This window comes from Mogibacterium neglectum (assembly GCF_030644205.1).
GTDB classification, from domain to species: domain Bacteria; phylum Bacillota; class Clostridia; order Peptostreptococcales; family Anaerovoracaceae; genus Mogibacterium; species Mogibacterium neglectum.
Window position 1 is genome coordinate 257,961 of the sequence record NZ_CP128647.1, and the last position, 18,994, is coordinate 276,954.

The following is an 18,994-nucleotide window of genomic DNA, read 5'->3' on the forward strand; positions in this document are numbered from 1 at the left end:
GCAGCTAATTAATTGAAATATGTGGTTTAAAAGCGTACACCGCTTCAGATTAACAACTGCAAATTATATAGATTAACAATTATTTTGACTTTTAATATGTACGGAGGGGGAGATGGACGTCAGATATAAATTAGGGTTCGGGCTTATGAGACTGCCTCAGACGAATCCAGATGACGCAGGGAGCATCGATATACCTGAGTGCGAGCGCATGGCAGATGCGTTTATAGATCAGGGATTTACATATTTTGATACTGCATGGATGTATCATAATAAGGAGAGTGAACCAGCGACAAAGAAGTTTCTTGTAGAGAGACATGAAAGGAGTGAGTACACGCTTGCTACCAAGATGCATGCAGGTTTTTTTAACACGGAAGAAGAGCGAGATGCGTATTTTGAAGCGCAGCTCGAGAAGACGGGTGCGGGCTACTTTGATTACTACCTCCTTCACGATGTCGGCCGTGATAATATCGATAAATTTAAAGAACTCCACTGCTTTGAGTACCTAAAGCAGAAGAAAGAAGAGGGCATTATAAGACATCTCGGATTCTCTTCTCATGAGGATGCTGAGCATGTAGATAAATTCCTAACTGAGCATCCTGAATTCGAGTTTATTCAGCTGCAGATTAACTACCTAGATTGGGACAGTGAGGGCGTTCAGTCTAGAAAGTGTTACGAGGTAGCTGTTAAGCATGGAATGGATGTCGTGGTAATGGAGCCTGTTAAGGGCGGAATTCTTGCAAATGTTCCGCCGGAAGCTGAAGCCCTTCTCAAGGCGTACCATCCCGATATGTCCGTCGCTTCTTGGGCGATACGTTTCGTTGCTAGCCTAGAGAATGTAAAAGTAGTTCTAAGCGGTATGAGCAGCATGGAGCAGCTGCTCGACAACACCTCATACATGAAGGAGTTCAAGCCTCTATCACAAGAGGAGTATGAGATTATAGATAAAGTAGTCAGTATAATAAATAGCTCCATCACTATCCCGTGCACAGCCTGTTCGTACTGCACGGAGGGATGTCCTATGAATATTCCTATTCCGAGATACTTCTCTTTATATAATACGGATATGCACGAAGATAGCGATAGCGAGTGGACGCCTCAGTTCGAATACTACGAGAGAACAACTATGACATTTGGCAAGGCCAGTGAGTGCATCTCGTGCGGTCAATGTGAGGCAATCTGTCCGCAGCATCTGCCGATTATAAAGGATCTTGAGATGGTGGCAGAGCATTTCGAACAAGAGTAGATAATAAAAAAAGAGGTTATCTGATCGGAGCATTAAAAGCAATTGATGGAGATATAAGCTGATAGAAACCGTGATATGCACCTTCTTTACTATACAAGTGGTAAGGAAGGTGCTTTTTATGGTGTAGGAATGTATAGGGAAAAACACATGTGCAATACAGTTAGACCGACTTGACATATAGGGGTAGGGGGTATATGCTCTTTTTGTAGACAATATTCTGTATAAATTAGCTGTGAAGCATTTGTATGCGAGGAGGAGAGATGACAGAATTTTCTGAGCGCCACCGAAAGCGTTCGCATATGGAATATAGGAATCTGATGAACAGACTGAAGAGAATAGAAGGTCAGATTAGGGGCATCGAAGGTATGCTTGAGAAAGACGCATACTGTCCTGATATATTGATTCAGGTTTCTTCTGTGAATAGTGCGCTTAATAGCTTCAACAAGGAACTAATGGCGAGCCATATCAGGGGATGTGTCGCTAATGATATAAGAAACGGTGATGATGAGACTATCGATGAGCTCGTTAAAGTCATGCAGAAGCTTATGAAATAAAGCGAGGGAGGAGATTAGATGGATAAATATAATATCACTGGTATGAGCTGTGCCGCTTGTCAGGCTCATGTCGAGAAAGCAGTGAGTAAGGTCCCAGGAGTGGAATCGGTATCCGTAAGCCTGCTGACCAACTCTATGGGAGTTGAAGGCAATGCAAACAGCGAAGCTATTGTGAAAGCTGTAGAGGATGCTGGGTATGGAGCAACTATACAAGGGGCAGAAGAAAGCAAATCCTCTGCAAATTCACTCGAAGCTCAAGAGAAGGCTCTCGAGGATAAAGAAAGCCCTGTGCTTAAACGAAGACTCGCTTTGTCGGTAGTGTTTCTATTGGTGCTGATGTATTTTTCGATGGGACACACAATGTTTCAACTGCCTCTACCAAAATTCCTAGATGGTAACCACATTGGTATCACGGTTATACAGATGGTACTGGCAGTAATAGTTATGTTTATCAATAAGAAATTTTTTGTCAGCGGATGGAAGAGCATGCGCTCTGGTGCACCGAGCATGGATACCTTGGTTGCGATGGGGTCTATGACATCGTTCCTGTGGAGCTTTTACATATTGATGCAGATGACAAGAAGCGTGACTGATGGCGATACCAAGGCCGTGATGGCAGACATGCATAACCTGTATTTTGAGTCAGCTGCTATGATAGTTACTCTTATTACGGTTGGTAAACTCCTTGAGGCTCTTTCTAAGGGTAGGACAACTGATGCGCTAAAGAGCCTGATGAAGCTCGCTCCTAAGACTGCGGTCATAGAGCGCGATGGCACGGAGATCTTAGTTCAGATTGCGGAAGTTAAGACAGGTGATGTGTTTGTCGTTAGACCTGGTGAGAGCATACCTGTGGATGGAGTGATAATCGAGGGCGGAACAGCGATAGATGAATCCGCACTGACGGGAGAAAGCGTTCCAGTCGATAGGACGGTTGGTGACGGAGTTTCAGCGGCTACGATTAATAGAACTGGATTTATAAGAGCAAAGGCTACACGTGTTGGGGAAGATACAACCCTAGCGCAGATTATCAAGATGGTCAGCGATGCAGCAGCTACCAAGGCACCGATTGCCAAGATAGCGGATAAGGTATCGGGTGTGTTCGTACCTGTAGTAATTATAATTGCTGTAATCGTGACGCTAATCTGGATATTCGTCGGACAGCCATTCGGATACGCTCTAGCTAGAGGAATAGCTGTGCTCGTTGTTAGCTGCCCATGCGCGCTTGGACTGGCAACTCCGGTAGCTATCATGGTCGGAAGCGGCCTTGGGGCTAAGAACGGAATATTGTTTAAGACAGCTAGTTCACTAGAGGAGATGGGCAGAATTCAGATAGTTGCCCTTGACAAGACAGGGACTATCACTAAGGGCGAGCCTACGGTCACAGATATAAAGCCTGCAGAGGGAGTTACGGCAGTTCAGCTTCTCAATATCGCTAATGCTCTCGAAGCTAGAAGCGAGCATCCTTTTGCACTGGCTATTACTAGATACTTCGAAGAGAAAAGAGAAAATCTTAAGCTCTCAGATGTCGAGATCGAAGCTTTTGAAGCGATATCAGGAAAGGGCATCCAGGCTAAGTTAGTAGGAACTGACTCCAAAGGCGATTTACATGCAGGCAGTGTAAAATACATATCTGAACTTGTAGAAGTAGCTGATGACATCAAGGCTGAGGCAGACTCATTGGCAGCGCTGGGAAAGACACCTCTTTTATTTGCTGGTGGCGGAAAGCTTATTGGCATGATAGCCGTTGCAGATACTGTTAAAGACGATAGCAGGAGTGCAATCACAGAGATGAAGAGGCAAGGGCTTAAGATCGTTATGATAACCGGTGATAACGAGAGAACTGCGCGTGCAATCGGCAATAAAGCTGGTATTGACTATGTCGCATCGGGCGTTCTTCCAGATGGAAAAGAAAATCTGATAAGAGAACTCGGAAAGCTCGGCAAGGTTGCGATGGTCGGAGACGGAATAAACGATGCTCCTGCACTCACAAGGGCAGATGTCGGAATTGCAATCGGGGCTGGAGCAGATGTAGCGGTCGATGCTGCAGATGTAGTGCTTATGAACAGCAGGCTATCGGATGTCTCCGGAGCGATAAGACTCAGCAGAGCTACGCTTAGAAATATACATGAAAATCTATTCTGGGCATTTTTCTATAATATCCTTCTAATTCCACTTGCTGCAGGTGCTTATGTACACTTCATGAAGGGCTGGTCTATGAATCCTATGTGGGGAGCCGCAGCTATGAGTATCTCTAGTTTCTGCGTATGCATGAATGCACTCAGATTAAATCTGTTCAAGGTTCACAATGCAAATGTGGATAGGCACGGCAAAGGCGAGGTTAGTGAAACAAAATTGAATTCGCTAATTGCGAAAGTTACGGGAAATGAAGAAAGCTCCGAGGAGTTGGGGCAAAACGAAACAAATAATTTGCATGAAGATAATTTAAAGGAGGGCAAAGTTATGACAAAAACTATGAAAATTGAAGGTATGATGTGCGGACACTGCGAAGCCACTGTAAAGAAAGCGCTCGAAGCTATCGAGAGTGTCAACTCAGCTGAGGTTAGCCATGAGGCGGGAACAGCCGTAGTTAAGCTATCAGAAGGCGTGCCGGATGACGTGTTAAAGAAAGCTGTAGAAGACAAAGATTATAAAGTTATATCTATTGCATAGCAAAATGGTATGTTACAATTAACCTATACACGGCTTAAGCCGTTAAGTATTAAAAGGTAAGAGGAGAGGTAATTATGATCGCAAAAAGTATGGAACCCTTCCTAGCGGGCAGCTCGGTTATCAGAGCTATGTTCGAAGAGGGTAAGAAGATGGCAAAGATATATGGTCCAGAGAATGTTTACGACTTCAGTGTTGGAAACCCTGGACTACACCCACCAAAGGAGTATAGAGAAGCTATCAACTACGTTAACAACGAGATGGATCCGCATCTAGTTCACGGCTACATGCCTAATGCTGGTTTCGAGTCCACAAGAACAGCGGTAGCTGAGAATCTCAATAAGAGATTTGGGTCAAACTTCACTTTTGAAAATATCATAATGACAGTTGGAGCAGGTTCTTCGATTAACGTAATCATGAAGACTATCTTTGACCCAGGTGATAAGCAGGTGGTATTTGCTCCATATTTCGTTGAGTATGCAAACTGGGCTAGCAACTACCATGCAGAAACAGTAGTCGTACCTCCAAATGAAGCAAATGGATTCGAGCCGGATCCAGAGGCGCTTAAGAAGGCTCTTGATCCAAAGGTTAAGGTAGTAATTATCAACAACCCTAACAATCCAACAGGAGCAATCTATTCGCGTGAAACTCTCGAGAAAATCGCAGAGGTGCTCAAGGAAGCTGAGAAAGAATATGGACACCCTATCTACATTATCACTGACGAGCCATACAGAGAGCTAGTTTATGTAGATAAGGAAATTGTTTTCATTCCAGATCTATACGACAATACAATCATCGCGTACTCATGGTCGAAGTCACTTTCGATTCCTGGAGACAGACTTGGATACCTTGCTGTATCTCCAAAGTCTGACAACGTTGAGGAGTTTATGGCAGCGGCAACCGTTGCTAACCGTATTTCAGGAGACACTAATGCTCCATCAATCATCCAGCTAGCAGTTGAGAGATGCCTGGATGCACAGGTTGATATCCCATATTACAAGAAGAACGCTGAAGATCTGTACAAGATTGTAACAGATGCTGGATTCACAGCAGTTGTTCCTCAGGGTGCTTTCTACCTATGGGTAAAATCACCAGTTGCTGATGAAAAGGAACTCGTAGCTGCTGCTAAGGAGGAGAGAATTCTCGCAGTGCCTGGAAGCGCATTTGCTTGCCCTGGATATATCAGACTTTCGTTCTGTATCTCTAATGAGACTATTCAGAGATCAGCTGAGTCGTTTGCTAAGCTAGGAAAGAAGTATTTTGGCTAAGTTTCGATGAGTGATAAGGGATAGTGCTGCGTCTCCAAAGAGACATGCATTATAGACTAAAACTTCAGAATTGTGATAAAATAAGCGTGTGAGGATATTTCTCGCACGCTTATTGTTTTACGAAGAGAGGATAAGATGGAGAGGATTGCGAGTTTTAACGTAAACCACGATACCCTTGAGAAGGGCATGTATATATCGAGGATAGATGGAGATGTAGTGACCTACGATATAAGGATGAAGAAACCGAACATGGGTGATTATGTTTCAAATGAGGCACTTCATACATTCGAACATCTATTTGCAACGTATGCGAGGAACAGCGAGATTTCCGATAAAGTCATATATATTGGACCTATGGGATGTAGGACTGGATTCTACTTATTGATGAGAGATACCGCTACTGGACAGCAAGCGATAGGCCTAGTGAGAGAGTCATTTAAGTTCATATCTGAATATAAAGGTGAGATCCCTGGTGCGGCTAGGAGTGAATGCGGAAACAGTGAGGAGCACGACCTCGAGGCGGCAAGAGAAGTTGCGATAGATATGGTGGAAGTTTTAAGGGACTGGAATGAGGAGAAGCTTGATTATGACTATGAAGGATAAGAGTATAGGTGCAGCCTTCTGCGATGCGGCTGCAGTAATTGGTGGCAATGCTAGACTAGGAATAGTCTGTGCTATGGATGTCGAGATGCAGGACTTGCTGGAACAGCTGAGAGGCGTCTCGGTTGAAGAAACTTATGGCTTTAAATTCTATGAAGGCATATTAGAACAGACTCAGGTGGTGCTAGTGCGATGTGGAATCGGTAAAGTTAACGCAGCTAGGGGTACTCAGCTGATGATCGATAAGTATAAGCCAAGCTATATAATCAACAGCGGAGTTGCGGGTGCGCTCAATAAGGAGCTTAGACCTATGGATATTGTCGTTGGAAAGGATTTTATCCAGCACGACTTTGACCTCAGCCCAATCGGTTATGCCAAGGGCTGTCTTGCCACAGGAGATAGATCAAAGCCAACAATCATTGAGGCGGATGACAGCATGGTGAAATTACTGGCCGATGTATCTGAAGTGGTTGCTGGAGAGTATAAAGATGCTGGTAAAGTGCTTGTAGGCAGAATCGTGAGCGGCGATCAGTTCATCAATAGTCCGGAGGTTAAGGCGGAACTGAGGGATGATTTCGGCGGAGATGCCGCTGAGATGGAGGGCGCGGTTCTAGCATACGTTGCAAGCTGTGCGAACATACCTTGTGCGGTGCTCAGAGTAATATCTGACATGGCTGATGGAACTAACAACGAGTCGTATGATGAATTCGAGAAGAAAGCCTCGAAGCTATCTGCAGAGATAATAATAGAGCTGGCTAAGCTAGCACCATCAAATCGCTAAACTATCCGACTCGACTAACTGAAATGATTTATATTATATCTGTTTGAATAATAATATCGCATTCAGAATGACTTGGTGAAGCTTTAAATACTAGTGATAAGAGCAGTGATTTCATAGAATTGCTGCTTTTTATCATTTTTTGAAAGTTGTATTATCAGAATTCTTAGAAGCATTGCAAGTACGGAAACAAAAACATAATTTTGCAGTTGACAAAACACATAGATATAAATATAATCTACTTAACTACCAAATAAGTAGTTAATAATTTAAAGCCCAAAGAGGTTACTATAGAAGATGAAAATTTTGACTAGAGAAGAACATGATTGATGACAAGAGCAGTTATTGATCTTTTATGAGAAACTGAAAGGAAGGTTACATCATGGCTAACATTTATACATCTGCTGATCAGCTAATCGGCAAGACACCACTTCTAGAACTTACAAGAATCGAAGATGAACTTGGACTAAAGGCAAAGGTTCTAGCTAAACTCGAGTATTTTAATCCAGCTGGCTCAGTTAAGGATAGAATTGCTAAGAGAATGATTGAGGATGCGGAGGCTAGTGGCAAGCTAAAGCCTGGTGCAACCATTATAGAGCCAACTTCTGGCAACACTGGTATTGGACTCGCTGCTGTAGCTGCAGCAAAGGGCTATAGAACTGTAATCGTGATGCCTGAGACTATGTCTGTAGAGAGAAGACAGCTTATGAAGGCATATGGTGCAGAGCTTGTTCTGACAGAGGGAGCGAAAGGAATGAAGGGAGCTATAGCTAAGGCTGAGGAGATTGCAGCTGAGACGGAGAATAGCTATATCCCAGGACAATTCGTAAATCCATCTAATCCTGCAGCTCATAGGGATACTACCGGACCTGAGATCTGGGAAGATACTGATGGAAAAGTAGACTATTTCGTAGCTGGAGTAGGAACTGGTGGTACTGTCACAGGTGTTGGAGAGTATCTAAAATCTAAGAAAAGCGATGTAAAGGTTGTTGCTGTTGAGCCAGAGGCATCTCAGACCCTTGCAAAGGGTGAGGCTGCACCTCACAAGATTCAGGGCATCGGTGCTGGTTTTGTACCTGAAACTCTTAACACACATATATATGACGAGATAATTCCTGTTACTAATGAGGATGCTTTTGAGACTGGTAGACTGCTAGGACATAAGCAGGGGGTACTGGTTGGAGTTTCTTCTGGAGCAGCATTGTGGGCAGCTATCGAGCTTGCTAAGAAACCAGAAAATGAAGGTAAGAACATCGTAGTTCTATTACCTGATACAGGAGATAGATATCTATCGACACCGCTATTTCAGGAATAATAGCTGATCGACATATCATTAATTATAAAGAAAATTATTATGTAAATGCGGGGCTAGACATTATCGTCCCGCATTTTTGCGTTTCATGTAAACTTAATGTAAAATATAATGGATTTAAAAAATAGGAGGAAACTGTGTTAGTTTCAACGAGAGGAAGATATGCCATAAGGGTGATGATTGATCTTGCCGAACATATGAATGGCAAATACATACCTATGAAGGAAATTGCCGATAGACAAGATGTGTCGCTTAAGTATATGACTAAAATCATGCAGGCTCTAACTAAATCTGGTATGCTCGATGGACAGCATGGCAAAGGCGGAGGATACAAGCTTAATAGAGAGCCTGAGGAGTATCGCGTCGGCGATATACTTAGGCTAACGGAAGGTACGCTTGCTCCGGTCGCTTGTATAGATGAGACAGACTGCAAGTGCGACAGATCCTTCGAGTGTCGAACAAGACCTATGTGGAATGAGCTTGACAAGCTGATTAGTGAATATTTAGATGGAATAACTATAGCTGATTTGATGGAGGGGAATACCGCAGATAACTACGTCATCTGATGTAGTGCGGAGTAACGCTTTATATGAACGCAATAATTTGTGATGACAACGCTAGAGAACGCGAATGGTGCTATAAGGAACTGCTCAAGAATAAAGGCAGTTTTGAAGACGGTTTGACAGTGCTTGAATTTGAGTCAGGCAACGAACTGCTCTTTAAGTATCCTGATTTAGAAATCGGAATCGATATCGTATTCCTAGACATCATGATGCCAGGACTTGACGGCATAACGGTGGCAAAGAAACTTCGTGATATGAACTACGGAGGGGAGATAGTTTTCTTTACAGGAACTATAGACTATGCTGTTAATGGGTATGACTATGAAGCTCTCGCGTATCTGATAAAAGGAAAGACTCCATCCGAGAGATTTAGCGAGGTAATCAGACATTTCCTCATTCGCAAGGGAGAGCGAAGCGGTGAAGTTATTATTCTTCGCTGTGCTGGAGAGACAAGAGTAATCAACCTATCGGGAATTAAATATTTCGAGGTGTATAAAAGGCTTACGACGGTGTATTATGGTGATTCGAAATTTAGCTTTTATTCACCTTTAGCTAAGCTCAGTGAGGAACTTGAGGGAAAGAATTTCGTTCGTATACACAGGGCGTATCTTGTAAATGCCGAATATATTTCAAAAAAGACTATGCGAGATGTGACATTGCGCGACGGAACGGTGCTTCCAGCTGGTAGGAACTATATTAAAAAGATAAAAGAAGCTTAAAAAGATGTGTAATAATAGGAAATTGAACAAAGGTTTTAATAGTACGCGACGGCAAGCATATAGGGTAGTGCGCATTTTGGTGATGTGTTTGGTTTTTGTGCTTTATAGCTTAAATGTTTTTGCACTTGAAGGTGATTCTGATAAGCCAGTGACACTTGATGAAAATGGATTGCTAGAGAATCGTGTGGAAGGTGAGACTGTTAATACTGATGCTTATCTAGAACCTACAGGCGATAGAGCGAGCAATAATACGAATAATGATCATATAATTCGTGTAACCAAGAACGGTGTTACATACAATATCGGTTATTATCTTAATAGCACAACTATTTTGCCAGAAGAAATAAGTGGTATGGATAGTGACCAAGCCCTTGAATACATTGCCAATAAAAGTATGACATTCTATACAGATAGGAATGCTGCGGTTATACCGGATATAGTATTTGGCAGGGACTATTTCGTAAGAGTCAATGGGGCGACTCATGTAACACCAGATACACTGCGTGGAAGCTATAGGCTGGAAATTGCCAATAACAGTGAGTTTATTAATGTGGCAATGACTACAGTTACTATCGGCAATAGAAATAATGGCGGTAATAGTGGTAGCGGTGGAAATACGAATACAGACACCGTGGATAGGACAAACACAAATGGGCATAGCCCTGCCGCAAGTGTAGTTCAAAGCATAGCTAGAAAAATATCTTCAGGTACAAGAAATAGAAGTGAGAACAGAACTTCATCAGCGGTAAGTCCCCAGCAGGCGAAGCCAAATGCATCATCGGATTCAGGCACTACTGGTGCAGTTAATAGCGCAAATAACCCAGCGAACGAGAATATTTCAAGTGATACAAATAGTTCAAGCACAAGTAGCGCAGGAAGTAGTTTGGGTGGTGCTGGGACTGGCATAGCTTCAAGTAGGGCTGCAGAAACTGTGGCAAATGCAGCGACTACAGGAGCTGGAGTCGGACTAGCTTGGCTAACTGTCCTTATAATATCCGATATCAAACTGCTTCTTTGGTATAAGAAACTTAAAGAAGCCAAGAAGAAGTCAGTTCTATAATGAGCGTCTGTAGGAGATGGAAAAAATGGTGCTTAAGATAACTGTTTGGGTGATATTTGTGGTGGCGATAGCTGTCAAAATATATACCAAGAAACGCGTTCAGAATATCGATGGGTTTGGTGGCATAACCACGCGGGAAGAAGTCGATAGAGCTAGACGATGTTCAGATAATAAATAGAGAATAAGACATTGAAATACCAACCGATCATGAACGTGAATCATGGTCGGTTTTTATTTTAAAACATACGCTTAAATTTGATGAAACTAACCATTTTTTGTTGACAAAATAATATGGTTAATGTACACTAATTTAAGTTAAGAGTGCCTAACACGATGTTAGCTAATTTAACTGACAGCGCGGCTTTGTACCGCGTATTTTAATTAGTGGAGGAGGAGATGCAGTATGATTCCAATCACACTTGTTAATCAAGGGGAGCTTGTTACAGTAAAAAAGATAACTGGTAGCGATGTGATTAGACAGCACCTCGCAGAGCTCGGATTTGTAGTTGATGCCGATGTGAAAGTGGTAAGTGCATTCAACGGTAATGTAATCTTACAAGTTCACGGATCTAAGATTGCGCTCAATGAGACAATGGCAAGACGAATTATGGTATAGCGCATATATACGCAAATAATTCTTTAGCATTATATGAATTTATTTTAAGGAGGAGAACAACATGGCAACTCAGATGGATACTCTTAATAATGTTAGAGTTGGTAAGACTGCTACTATTAAGAAGATCAATGGTGTCGGAGCAGTAAAGCGAAGAATCATGGATATGGGTCTCACTAAGGGAACCGATATTTTCGTGAGAAAGGTTGCGCCACTCGGTGATCCAATCGAGCTAACTGTTAGAGGCTATGAGCTTTCTGTTAGAAAGGCTGATGCAGCTTTAATCGATGTTGAGATAGAAGATTAATATCAGGTTTAAGCAAACTTCTATTTTTTTAAATTATAGATTAGTCTAACTGAACTAACTATAAATTAAGTACCATGAAAGGAGTGTACTAACATGTCACTTAAGATCGCCCTCGCGGGTAATCCTAACTGTGGTAAAACCACATTGTTTAATGCCTTGACTGGTTCCGCGCAGTATGTTGGTAACTGGCCAGGTGTAACCGTTGAGAAGAAAGACGGAAAACTCCGTGGACATAAGGATGTAGTCGTTCAAGACCTTCCCGGAATTTATTCGCTTTCTCCATACACATTAGAGGAGGTTGTTTCTAGAAACTATCTCGTTAATGAGAAACCTGATGCTATCATCAATATCATTGACGGAACGAACCTAGAGAGAAACCTATACCTCACAACGCAGCTGCTCGAACTCAACATACCTGTTGTAATCGCAGTTAACATGATGGACCTAGTTGAAAGGAACGGGGACACTATAGATCTAAATAAGCTCAGTGAAGAACTGGGATGTGCTGTTCTTCCAATAAGTGCGCTTAAAGGATCCGGCTCTGATGCGCTTATCAAGAAGGCTATCGAAGTTGCTGAATCTCACAAGCCAGGAGAACTCCCACATGTGTTCAACGGATCAGTCGAACATGCAATCGCACACATCGAAGAGTCAATCGAGAATATCGTAAGCAAGGATAACCTCAGATGGTATGCAATCAAACTCTTTGAGAGAGATGAGAAGGTTGTAGCTGAGCTGGCGCTAGACCCTGCGCTCAGTAAGCATATCGAGGAACATATTGCGGACTGCGAAGCAGAACTCGATGATGATGCTGAGAGTATCGTTATCAACCAGAGATACGCTTATATCAACAAGGTTGCGCCTAAGGCTATGGTTAAGAAGGCAAACCATGAAAAGCTTTCGACTTCTGATAAGATAGATAGAATCGTCACGAACAGACTTTTGGCACTTCCAATCTTCGTAGTAATCATGTACCTAGTGTACTGGCTAGCTATTTCAAAGATTGGTACACCTCTGACCGACTGGGCTAACGATACGCTGTTCGGTGAGTGGATTATTCCAGGTGCTAAGAAAGGCCTTGAAAGCCTCGGAGCATCGGGCTGGGTTGTTTCCCTTGTAGTAGATGGTGTTATCAATGGTATCGGTTCCGTACTCGGATTCACACCTCAGATGGCATGCGTATTCCTTTGCCTCTCAATCCTCGAGGACTGCGGATACATGGCGAGAGTTGCGTTCATCATGGATAGAATCTTTAGAAGATTCGGACTATCTGGTAAGTCATTTATTCCTTTCCTCATCTCATCTGGATGCGGGGTACCTGGAATCATGGCGACTAGAACCATCGAGAATGAGAAGGATCGTCGTATGACGATGATGACAACCACGGCGATTCCGTGTGGAGCTAAGCTTCCTGTAATCGCTACGATTTCTGCTTATATCTTAGGTAATAAATGGTGGGTAGCTCCTCTGATGTACTTCGTAGGAATCGGAATGGTTATCTGCTCTTGTATCATCCTCAAGAAGACTAAACAGTTTGCAGGAGAGCCAGCACCATTCATCATGGAGCTTCCTAACTATCATATTCCTTCGGTAAAAGGTGTTCTCATACACGTATGGGAGAGAGTATGGGCATTCGTCAAGAAGGCCGGAACAATTCTGTTCCTCTGTGTAGTAGTTATGTGGGTTCTCTCAAGTTACGGATTCAGCCACGGTTCATTCGGAGCTGTAGATGCTAAGGATAGCTTGATGGCAGATATCGGTGGTGCGGTTGCATTCATCTTCAAGCCACTTGGTTTTGGAACATGGCAGGCAGTTGCAAGTTCGATTTCAGGATTTGTTGCTAAGGAAGGAATCGTTTCCACGATGGGAGTCCTGTCTGGACTCGGAGCAATTGAAGACTACAATGCTTCGATGAGAACAGCATTCGATGCATTCTTCCCAACTACAATCGCAGCTATCTCATTCCTGATGTTCAACCTGTTTGACTCGCCTTGTCTCGCTGCAATATCGACAGTTGCTAAGGAGATGAATAACAGAAATCATTTCTGGTATACAATCATCTTCCAGAACGTTTCTGCATATCTATTTGCGTTAGTTGTATATCAGCTAGTTGGACTTGCAATCGGCGAGGTTGCATTCGGTATATGGACAGTAGTAGCAGCAGTTATTGCAATCTTCGTACTGTACCTGTTATTTAGACCAGATCCGAACAAGAAGAGAATGTTAGACGGCTCTGAAGGCGTAAAGTAAATAAATAAAGTGAAATCATAGCTTGAGCGAGTACTATTACTTGCTCAAGCTATGATTATAGAAAGGGTATGAGATGAATTTAGTAGATGTGATTGTACTCTCTCTTGTCGCTATAATATTTATAGGGGCTGTGAAGGTGCTTATTAGTTTCTTCAAATAAACGCATAAACGTCACAGAGAAGAGTTAGAATACACTTACAGGAGGAGTGGAGATATGAACGTAATTGATATAATTGTAGTTGCTGTAGTTGCTGTAATAGCATTCTTTATCATCAGAGATGTTATAAAGAAGCGCAAGGCTGGTATCACAAGCTGTGGCTGCGGAAGTGGTTGTAGCGGCTGTTCAGGCTGTAGTGCTCATCCTCATACCGAGGAAGATAAGTAAGTCGCTGTAATTGTTTTACTAGCACTTAATAATAGATAGGGGGTGCGTGACATGATTAAGACTACCGTTAAGATCGATGGCATGCAGTGCAACATGTGTGAGACGCATGTAAAGGATTTAATTAGAAAAAAGTTTGATGTTAAGAAGATAAAGGCATCTCACGTAAACGGTGAGTGCGTTATAGTGTCGCCTGACGAGATTCCTAGAGAAGAGCTTACTTATGAGCTTGGACAGATGGGATATAAGGTTACTGAAATGGAAACAGAACCATATGTTAAGAAGGGGATTTTTGGATTCTAGTAACTGTGGCAAACGAGCATCGGCTCATGATGCCTGTATTAACTTTGTTAATTATAATTTGTTCTAAAATAGCTAAGGGATGTGTAGGTATTCTATGCATCTCTTTTTTTAAATAATATAGTGGTCATAAATTGGTACTACTCCTATGGAATACATTACCGCTATCTAAATAGCTAAATTATCTTGACTTATGATATTAGAATGATATCATCAAATTATAAAAGCGATTAAAAACATTTGGATAGAAGGAGGTCGCTACAATGACAGAGAAACTTATAACCAACAAGAAACATGGGATTCCTGTGCTGATTCTACTCGTCGGGCTATATGTACTGGCGGTATTTGGGATAATTAACAGCTCAACTAGTGGCAACATAACGCTTCTAGGAATATGCGGGCTGTATCTAGCTCTAGGATGGATTCCATTTGCTGGCCTTAAAACGCTAAAGCCTCAGGAGGCATTAGTACTTACTCTGTTCGGAAAGTACTACGGAACCCTTAAAGGAGAGGGATTTTACTATGTAAATCCATTTTGTACATCAGTTAACCCTGCAGCGAATACAAAACTTGGGCAGTCGGGAGATATTAAAGGAAAAGCAGCTGTTGTTTTAGGAAATGGCGATAGCGATTCGGTATCAGGTAAGAGAATTTCTCTTAAAATCATGACGTTAAATAATTCAGTTCAAAAGATTAACGACGCAATCGGTAATCCTATCGAGATTGGAATTGCTGTGATGTGGAGAGTGACAGACACGACAAAGGCGGTATTTAACGTAGATAACTACAAAGAATATCTCTCGCTACAGAGTGACTCGGCGCTGAGAAATGTGGTAAGATTATATCCATATGATGTCGCACCTAATATCGATACCACTGGTGATGGCATGGCTGACGAAGGTTCGCTTCGGGGGTCAAGCGATGTGGTTGCTGAGCGCATCAAGGAGGATATCCAGAAGAGAGTTGCTGATGCAGGTATCGAAGTAATCGAAGCACGTATCACATACCTCGCATATGCACCTGAAATCGCAGCTGTGATGCTTCAGAGACAGCAGGCTAGCGCAGTAGTAGATGCGAGAGCGATGATCGTAGATGGTGCTGTTGGCATGGTTAAGCTCGCTTTAGAAAAGTTAAGTGATGATGGGATAGTAGATCTTGATGAAGAGCGCAAGGCTGCAATGGTTTCAAATCTAATGGTTGTACTTTGTGGAAGCCATGATGCTCAGCCAATCGTTAACTCAGGGTCATTGTATTAATTAAGTATAGGGGCAAATTAAATTTAAATGCATAAATCGCAGACTATACTGCGTCAATGTATTAAAATCATAGAAGGACTACTAGTAGTAAGAAAAGGCGTACGCAGGATTCATGGCAAATAAAAAACAAATTCCACTCAGAATATCTGATAAACTGTTTCAGGACATTCATGCTTGGGCAGAGGATGATTTTCGCTCTGTGAACGGGCAGATTGAATATCTGCTCTCGGAGTGCGTCCGCCAGAGACGCAAGAACGGCAAGTATGTCGGTGAGGAGATAGACAAGCCTCTAGATATAGACATTGAGTAAATAGTAAGGGCGGATGGCTTATTGCTATCCGCCCACTTTCATGGTATTTGGATTCTATCCAGTAATTTAATAGTCAGCATAAGATATGACTAGATATCTAAAGCTTGGTCATGCGATTAATACTTCGTATATTCCCAGCCAGCGAACTGTCCCGTGCCGACGAGAGTGTCTGCATCTTCATCATAGTTAAAAATCCAGTCGTATGGTTTGTAGTTCTCGTCGATTGTATTTTTTAAAATGTGAACAGTGACTGTTTTGTTATCAAGCTCCCACTTCCCGGTTAGATATCCATGAGAACCGTTCATGTCTATCGGCATGATGAAGTTGCCATCGGAATCGAGCTTAAATGGATATTCGTTAGAGCCTGCAATAGTCCATCGTGCAGCGATTTTAATCTTGCGAGCTTCTTCCTCTTCATGCTGCTTTACAGTCTTGAACTTAAGAATCTGTTCCTCGATATCGAGATACCTAGCCTTCAGGGCTTCTTTGGAGGAGTCTTCCTTCGCACCGACTTTGAAATTGTGAATTAGTTCCTTTGCGGATTCCTTGTCTTCATCGCTATAAATATCTTTTTCGTATTTCTCAAGCTTTTTGACTAGAGACTTTACCATCTCTGGCTTAGTCTTGACCTTAGCAACCGCCTTGTTGAACTTGCTTACAGTCTTGCTCAGATCTTGCTTCAGAATCTGCTGTTTGATCTTGTCCTTATACTCAGCCTTTATGTCATTAACGGTGCTAATATCTTCCTTGAAATACTTGGAAGTACTCATGTTACTGATGGTATTAAGTGCTTTGGCACGCATCTTATCTACGGAAGGTATGTAGTTCATCAATCCGAGTAATATTGCTACTGAGGTAAATGATATAATAATATAATTGATTATGGATTTACGATTAAATAGTCTTACACATAATCGCTTCCATACCGAACTTGTAGAACCCATTTGTTTATCTCCTAAAAGGTGAATTTATGATAGTGTATATACATATATCCAGATGAAATAATCTTATCTGAAATACCGCCTTTTGTAAACGAACAAATTGGGATATTATAAGCATAGGTATGATATAAACGATACGTATGATTAGTCAGAATTGTAGCTAATGACGATACTGTTTTTGAGAAAAGAGAGGGAATGAAATGGCTCATCCTATTTATTTGAAGAAATCCGATTGCAAAAATTGCTATAAGTGCGTCCGTCACTGCCCGGTGCAGGCGATTAGATTCTCTGGCAATCTTGCACACGTAATCGCAGATGAATGCATGCTGTGTGGTCAATGCTATGTAGTCTGTCCGCAGGACGCTCAGAAGATTCTTAGCGATGTCGAGAGAGTGGAGATGCTTCTCGATGGAGATGCGCCAGTATACCTAAGTGTGGACCCTTCTTTCATCGCTTACTATGCGGGAACCGGTATCGGGAAATTCCAGGAAACTGCTAAGGCACTCGGATTTGTAGCGGCTGAAGAAGCTGCCAAGTTTGGTGTGGTTGTAAAGCGTGAATATGAGGCGGTTATCGAAAATGAGCGCGAGAGCGTGGTAATTTCTTCGTGCTGCCCATCGGTAAATCTCATGATTCAGAAGCACTACCCAGACCTTATCAAACATCTCTCCGATGCGATGTCTTACGTGCAGATACATAGCGCAGATATCAAGTCTCGTGACGAGGATGCTAAGGTGGTTTTTGTTGGACCTTGCATAGCGCGTAAGGATGAGGTGAACCGTCAGGGGTCAACGTTCGATGCGGCGCTCACCTTCGAGGAGTTCGATGAACTGCTTAAGGAGAAGCAGGTTGAGATGAGCGAGGGCATGGACGAATGCGAAGCATCCAAGGAGAGGCTATTTGCAGCGAGCGGTGGTATCTCGAAGTGCATGAAAGGAGATGACCATGGTTATGCTTACCTGTCGGTCGATGGGGCAAATAAATGCATCGACGTGCTCGAAGACATCAAGAACGGTGAAGTTGAAAAATGCTTTATCGAGCTATGGGCATGTGCTGGTGGCTGTGTGGGTGGTCCATCCTTCGAGAAGTATCATAATACACCAGTGAGAAACTACAAGGCTATAAGCGCTTATGCAGGTGATAAGCATTTTGACGTAGAGCAACCTGAGTTGACAGCGATAACTAGAAACTTTGAGATGATGCAGGGTATGAAAGTACTGCCTAATGAACACAAAATTCGTGAGATTATGATGCAAATGGGTAAGAGTAAACCTGCGGATGAGCTTAATTGTGGTATGTGCGGATACGAAACCTGCCGTGAAAAGGCAATCGCTGTATACCAGAACAAGGCGGAGATTAAGGTGTGTCAACCGCTCTTGACGAAGAAGTCAGAGAACTTTTCAGATATTATCTTTGACAACACACCGAACGGATTACTTGTGCTTAATGAACGTCTAGAGATTCAGGAGATTAACCCCGCTGCTTGCAAGATTATGAATATTAGAAGAGCGCAGGACGTGCTCGGTGCACAGATTGTTACACTCCTAGATCCAAAGCCATTCATGGATGTGCTCCAGAGTAAAAAGAGCTCGTTCCAGTGTGCTTATCTCGCCGAGTATGACAGGTATGTGGAACAGAGTATTTTGTATGACAGCAACTATCATATGCTATTCTGTTTGATAGAAGACGTAACTGATGAAGCGAATGAGAGATCCAAAAAGGCTAAAATAAGACAGCAAACTACTGCTATAGCTGACCAAATGGTAGAGAAACAGATGAGAATAGTTCAGGAAATTGCTTCGCTACTCGGTGAGACTACTGCCGAGACTAAGATTGCACTAACTAAGCTGAAGGATACGATGGAGGATTAG

At 42.6% G+C, this 18,994-nt stretch carries 20 protein-coding genes; 19 read left to right on the forward strand and 1 reads right to left on the reverse strand.

Features of this window, described 5'->3' with window-relative positions; all coding sequences use genetic code 11:
- The first annotated feature begins 112 nt into the window (after positions 1-112).
- The 18 genes from QU661_RS01165 (at position 113) to QU661_RS01250 (ending at position 16,182) form a co-directional block, all read left to right on the forward strand.
- Positions 113-1,243 (forward strand): aldo/keto reductase, encoded by a 1,131-nt coding sequence (locus QU661_RS01165; protein WP_304989948.1) that lies wholly within the window; start codon positions 113-115, stop codon positions 1,241-1,243.
- Between the two features lie 260 nt (positions 1,244-1,503).
- On the forward strand, positions 1,504-1,797 hold the full coding sequence (locus tag QU661_RS01170; protein ID WP_304989949.1) for a metal-sensing transcriptional repressor: 294 nt from the start codon (positions 1,504-1,506) through the stop codon (positions 1,795-1,797).
- A gap of 18 nt (positions 1,798-1,815) precedes the next feature.
- Positions 1,816-4,467, forward strand: coding sequence for a heavy metal translocating P-type ATPase (locus tag QU661_RS01175; protein WP_304989950.1), 2,652 nt, complete (start codon positions 1,816-1,818; stop codon positions 4,465-4,467).
- 74 nt (positions 4,468-4,541) lie between these two features.
- The gene (locus tag QU661_RS01180; protein WP_304989951.1) at positions 4,542-5,732 is read left to right on the forward strand and encodes a pyridoxal phosphate-dependent aminotransferase; all 1,191 of its coding nucleotides are present in this window, start codon (positions 4,542-4,544) and stop codon (positions 5,730-5,732) included.
- A 135-nt stretch (positions 5,733-5,867) separates the two neighbouring features.
- On the forward strand, positions 5,868-6,335 hold the full coding sequence (locus tag QU661_RS01185) for an S-ribosylhomocysteine lyase (protein ID WP_304989952.1): 468 nt from the start codon (positions 5,868-5,870) through the stop codon (positions 6,333-6,335).
- Complete coding sequence (locus QU661_RS01190) at positions 6,319-7,113, forward strand: 5'-methylthioadenosine/adenosylhomocysteine nucleosidase (protein ID WP_304989953.1); 795 nt, start codon at positions 6,319-6,321, stop codon at positions 7,111-7,113. The genes QU661_RS01185 and QU661_RS01190 overlap by 17 nt, the downstream gene beginning before the upstream one ends.
- A 379-nt stretch (positions 7,114-7,492) precedes the next feature.
- Complete coding sequence (gene cysK / locus QU661_RS01195) at positions 7,493-8,425, forward strand: cysteine synthase A (protein WP_304989954.1); 933 nt, start codon at positions 7,493-7,495, stop codon at positions 8,423-8,425.
- Between the two features lie 134 nt (positions 8,426-8,559).
- A complete protein-coding gene (locus QU661_RS01200; protein WP_304989955.1) occupies positions 8,560-8,988 on the forward strand; it encodes an RrF2 family transcriptional regulator in 429 nt (142 codons plus the stop codon).
- A 23-nt stretch (positions 8,989-9,011) separates the two neighbouring features.
- Complete coding sequence (locus QU661_RS01205) at positions 9,012-9,704, forward strand: LytR/AlgR family response regulator transcription factor (protein WP_304989956.1); 693 nt, start codon at positions 9,012-9,014, stop codon at positions 9,702-9,704.
- Positions 9,705-9,801: 97 nt separating this feature from the next.
- The gene (locus tag QU661_RS01210) at positions 9,802-10,764 is read left to right on the forward strand and encodes a hypothetical protein (RefSeq protein ID WP_304989957.1); all 963 of its coding nucleotides are present in this window, start codon (positions 9,802-9,804) and stop codon (positions 10,762-10,764) included.
- A gap of 25 nt (positions 10,765-10,789) precedes the next feature.
- The gene (locus tag QU661_RS01215) at positions 10,790-10,942 is read left to right on the forward strand and encodes a hypothetical protein (protein ID WP_304989958.1); all 153 of its coding nucleotides are present in this window, start codon (positions 10,790-10,792) and stop codon (positions 10,940-10,942) included.
- 225 nt (positions 10,943-11,167) lie between these two features.
- Complete coding sequence (locus QU661_RS01220) at positions 11,168-11,380, forward strand: FeoA family protein (protein WP_304989959.1); 213 nt, start codon at positions 11,168-11,170, stop codon at positions 11,378-11,380.
- 73 nt (positions 11,381-11,453) lie between these two features.
- Positions 11,454-11,684 (forward strand): FeoA family protein, encoded by a 231-nt coding sequence (locus tag QU661_RS01225; protein ID WP_304990450.1) that lies wholly within the window; start codon positions 11,454-11,456, stop codon positions 11,682-11,684.
- Positions 11,685-11,777: 93 nt separating this feature from the next.
- On the forward strand, positions 11,778-13,934 hold the full coding sequence (gene feoB, locus QU661_RS01230; protein WP_304989960.1) for a ferrous iron transport protein B: 2,157 nt from the start codon (positions 11,778-11,780) through the stop codon (positions 13,932-13,934).
- A gap of 214 nt (positions 13,935-14,148) precedes the next feature.
- Positions 14,149-14,319, forward strand: coding sequence for a FeoB-associated Cys-rich membrane protein (locus QU661_RS01235; RefSeq protein WP_304989961.1), 171 nt, complete (start codon positions 14,149-14,151; stop codon positions 14,317-14,319).
- A gap of 51 nt (positions 14,320-14,370) precedes the next feature.
- Positions 14,371-14,619, forward strand: coding sequence for a heavy-metal-associated domain-containing protein (locus tag QU661_RS01240; protein ID WP_304989962.1), 249 nt, complete (start codon positions 14,371-14,373; stop codon positions 14,617-14,619).
- A 260-nt stretch (positions 14,620-14,879) separates the two neighbouring features.
- Positions 14,880-15,872, forward strand: a complete 993-nt coding sequence (locus QU661_RS01245; protein WP_304989963.1) for an SPFH domain-containing protein — start codon at positions 14,880-14,882, stop codon at positions 15,870-15,872.
- 112 nt (positions 15,873-15,984) lie between these two features.
- Entirely contained in the window at positions 15,985-16,182 is a 198-nt protein-coding gene (locus QU661_RS01250; RefSeq protein ID WP_304989964.1) for a type II toxin-antitoxin system antitoxin, read from the forward strand.
- A gap of 116 nt (positions 16,183-16,298) precedes the next feature.
- Here the strand turns inward: QU661_RS01250 and QU661_RS01255 are convergent, their stop codons facing one another.
- Complete coding sequence (locus QU661_RS01255) at positions 16,299-17,126, reverse strand: hypothetical protein (protein WP_304989965.1); 828 nt, start codon at positions 17,124-17,126, stop codon at positions 16,299-16,301.
- A 197-nt stretch (positions 17,127-17,323) separates the two neighbouring features.
- Between QU661_RS01255 and QU661_RS01260 the strand changes: the two genes are divergently transcribed.
- Entirely contained in the window at positions 17,324-18,994 is a 1,671-nt protein-coding gene (locus tag QU661_RS01260) for a [Fe-Fe] hydrogenase large subunit C-terminal domain-containing protein (RefSeq protein ID WP_304989966.1), read from the forward strand.

What these genes read in the sequence shown, in the direction of transcription:
- QU661_RS01245 (WP_304989963.1), top strand. Translation starts at nt 14,880, where the DNA reads ATGACAGAGAAACTTATAACCAACAAGAAACATGGGATTCCTGTGCTG.
- QU661_RS01165 (WP_304989948.1), top strand. Translation starts at nt 113, where the DNA reads ATGGACGTCAGATATAAATTAGGGTTCGGGCTTATGAGACTGCCTCAG.
- feoB (WP_304989960.1), top strand. Translation starts at nt 11,778, where the DNA reads ATGTCACTTAAGATCGCCCTCGCGGGTAATCCTAACTGTGGTAAAACC.
- QU661_RS01240 (WP_304989962.1), top strand. Translation starts at nt 14,371, where the DNA reads ATGATTAAGACTACCGTTAAGATCGATGGCATGCAGTGCAACATGTGT.
- QU661_RS01175 (WP_304989950.1), top strand. Translation starts at nt 1,816, where the DNA reads ATGGATAAATATAATATCACTGGTATGAGCTGTGCCGCTTGTCAGGCT.
- QU661_RS01260 (WP_304989966.1), top strand. Translation starts at nt 17,324, where the DNA reads ATGGCTCATCCTATTTATTTGAAGAAATCCGATTGCAAAAATTGCTAT.
- QU661_RS01205 (WP_304989956.1), top strand. Translation starts at nt 9,012, where the DNA reads ATGAACGCAATAATTTGTGATGACAACGCTAGAGAACGCGAATGGTGC.
- cysK (WP_304989954.1), top strand. Translation starts at nt 7,493, where the DNA reads ATGGCTAACATTTATACATCTGCTGATCAGCTAATCGGCAAGACACCA.
- QU661_RS01185 (WP_304989952.1), top strand. Translation starts at nt 5,868, where the DNA reads ATGGAGAGGATTGCGAGTTTTAACGTAAACCACGATACCCTTGAGAAG.
- QU661_RS01170 (WP_304989949.1), top strand. Translation starts at nt 1,504, where the DNA reads ATGACAGAATTTTCTGAGCGCCACCGAAAGCGTTCGCATATGGAATAT.
- QU661_RS01250 (WP_304989964.1), top strand. Translation starts at nt 15,985, where the DNA reads ATGGCAAATAAAAAACAAATTCCACTCAGAATATCTGATAAACTGTTT.
- QU661_RS01190 (WP_304989953.1), top strand. Translation starts at nt 6,319, where the DNA reads ATGACTATGAAGGATAAGAGTATAGGTGCAGCCTTCTGCGATGCGGCT.
- QU661_RS01235 (WP_304989961.1), top strand. Translation starts at nt 14,149, where the DNA reads ATGAACGTAATTGATATAATTGTAGTTGCTGTAGTTGCTGTAATAGCA.
- QU661_RS01220 (WP_304989959.1), top strand. Translation starts at nt 11,168, where the DNA reads ATGATTCCAATCACACTTGTTAATCAAGGGGAGCTTGTTACAGTAAAA.
- QU661_RS01255 (WP_304989965.1), bottom strand. Translation starts at nt 17,126, where the DNA reads ATGGGTTCTACAAGTTCGGTATGGAAGCGATTATGTGTAAGACTATTT.
- QU661_RS01225 (WP_304990450.1), top strand. Translation starts at nt 11,454, where the DNA reads ATGGATACTCTTAATAATGTTAGAGTTGGTAAGACTGCTACTATTAAG.
- QU661_RS01215 (WP_304989958.1), top strand. Translation starts at nt 10,790, where the DNA reads ATGGTGCTTAAGATAACTGTTTGGGTGATATTTGTGGTGGCGATAGCT.
- QU661_RS01180 (WP_304989951.1), top strand. Translation starts at nt 4,542, where the DNA reads ATGATCGCAAAAAGTATGGAACCCTTCCTAGCGGGCAGCTCGGTTATC.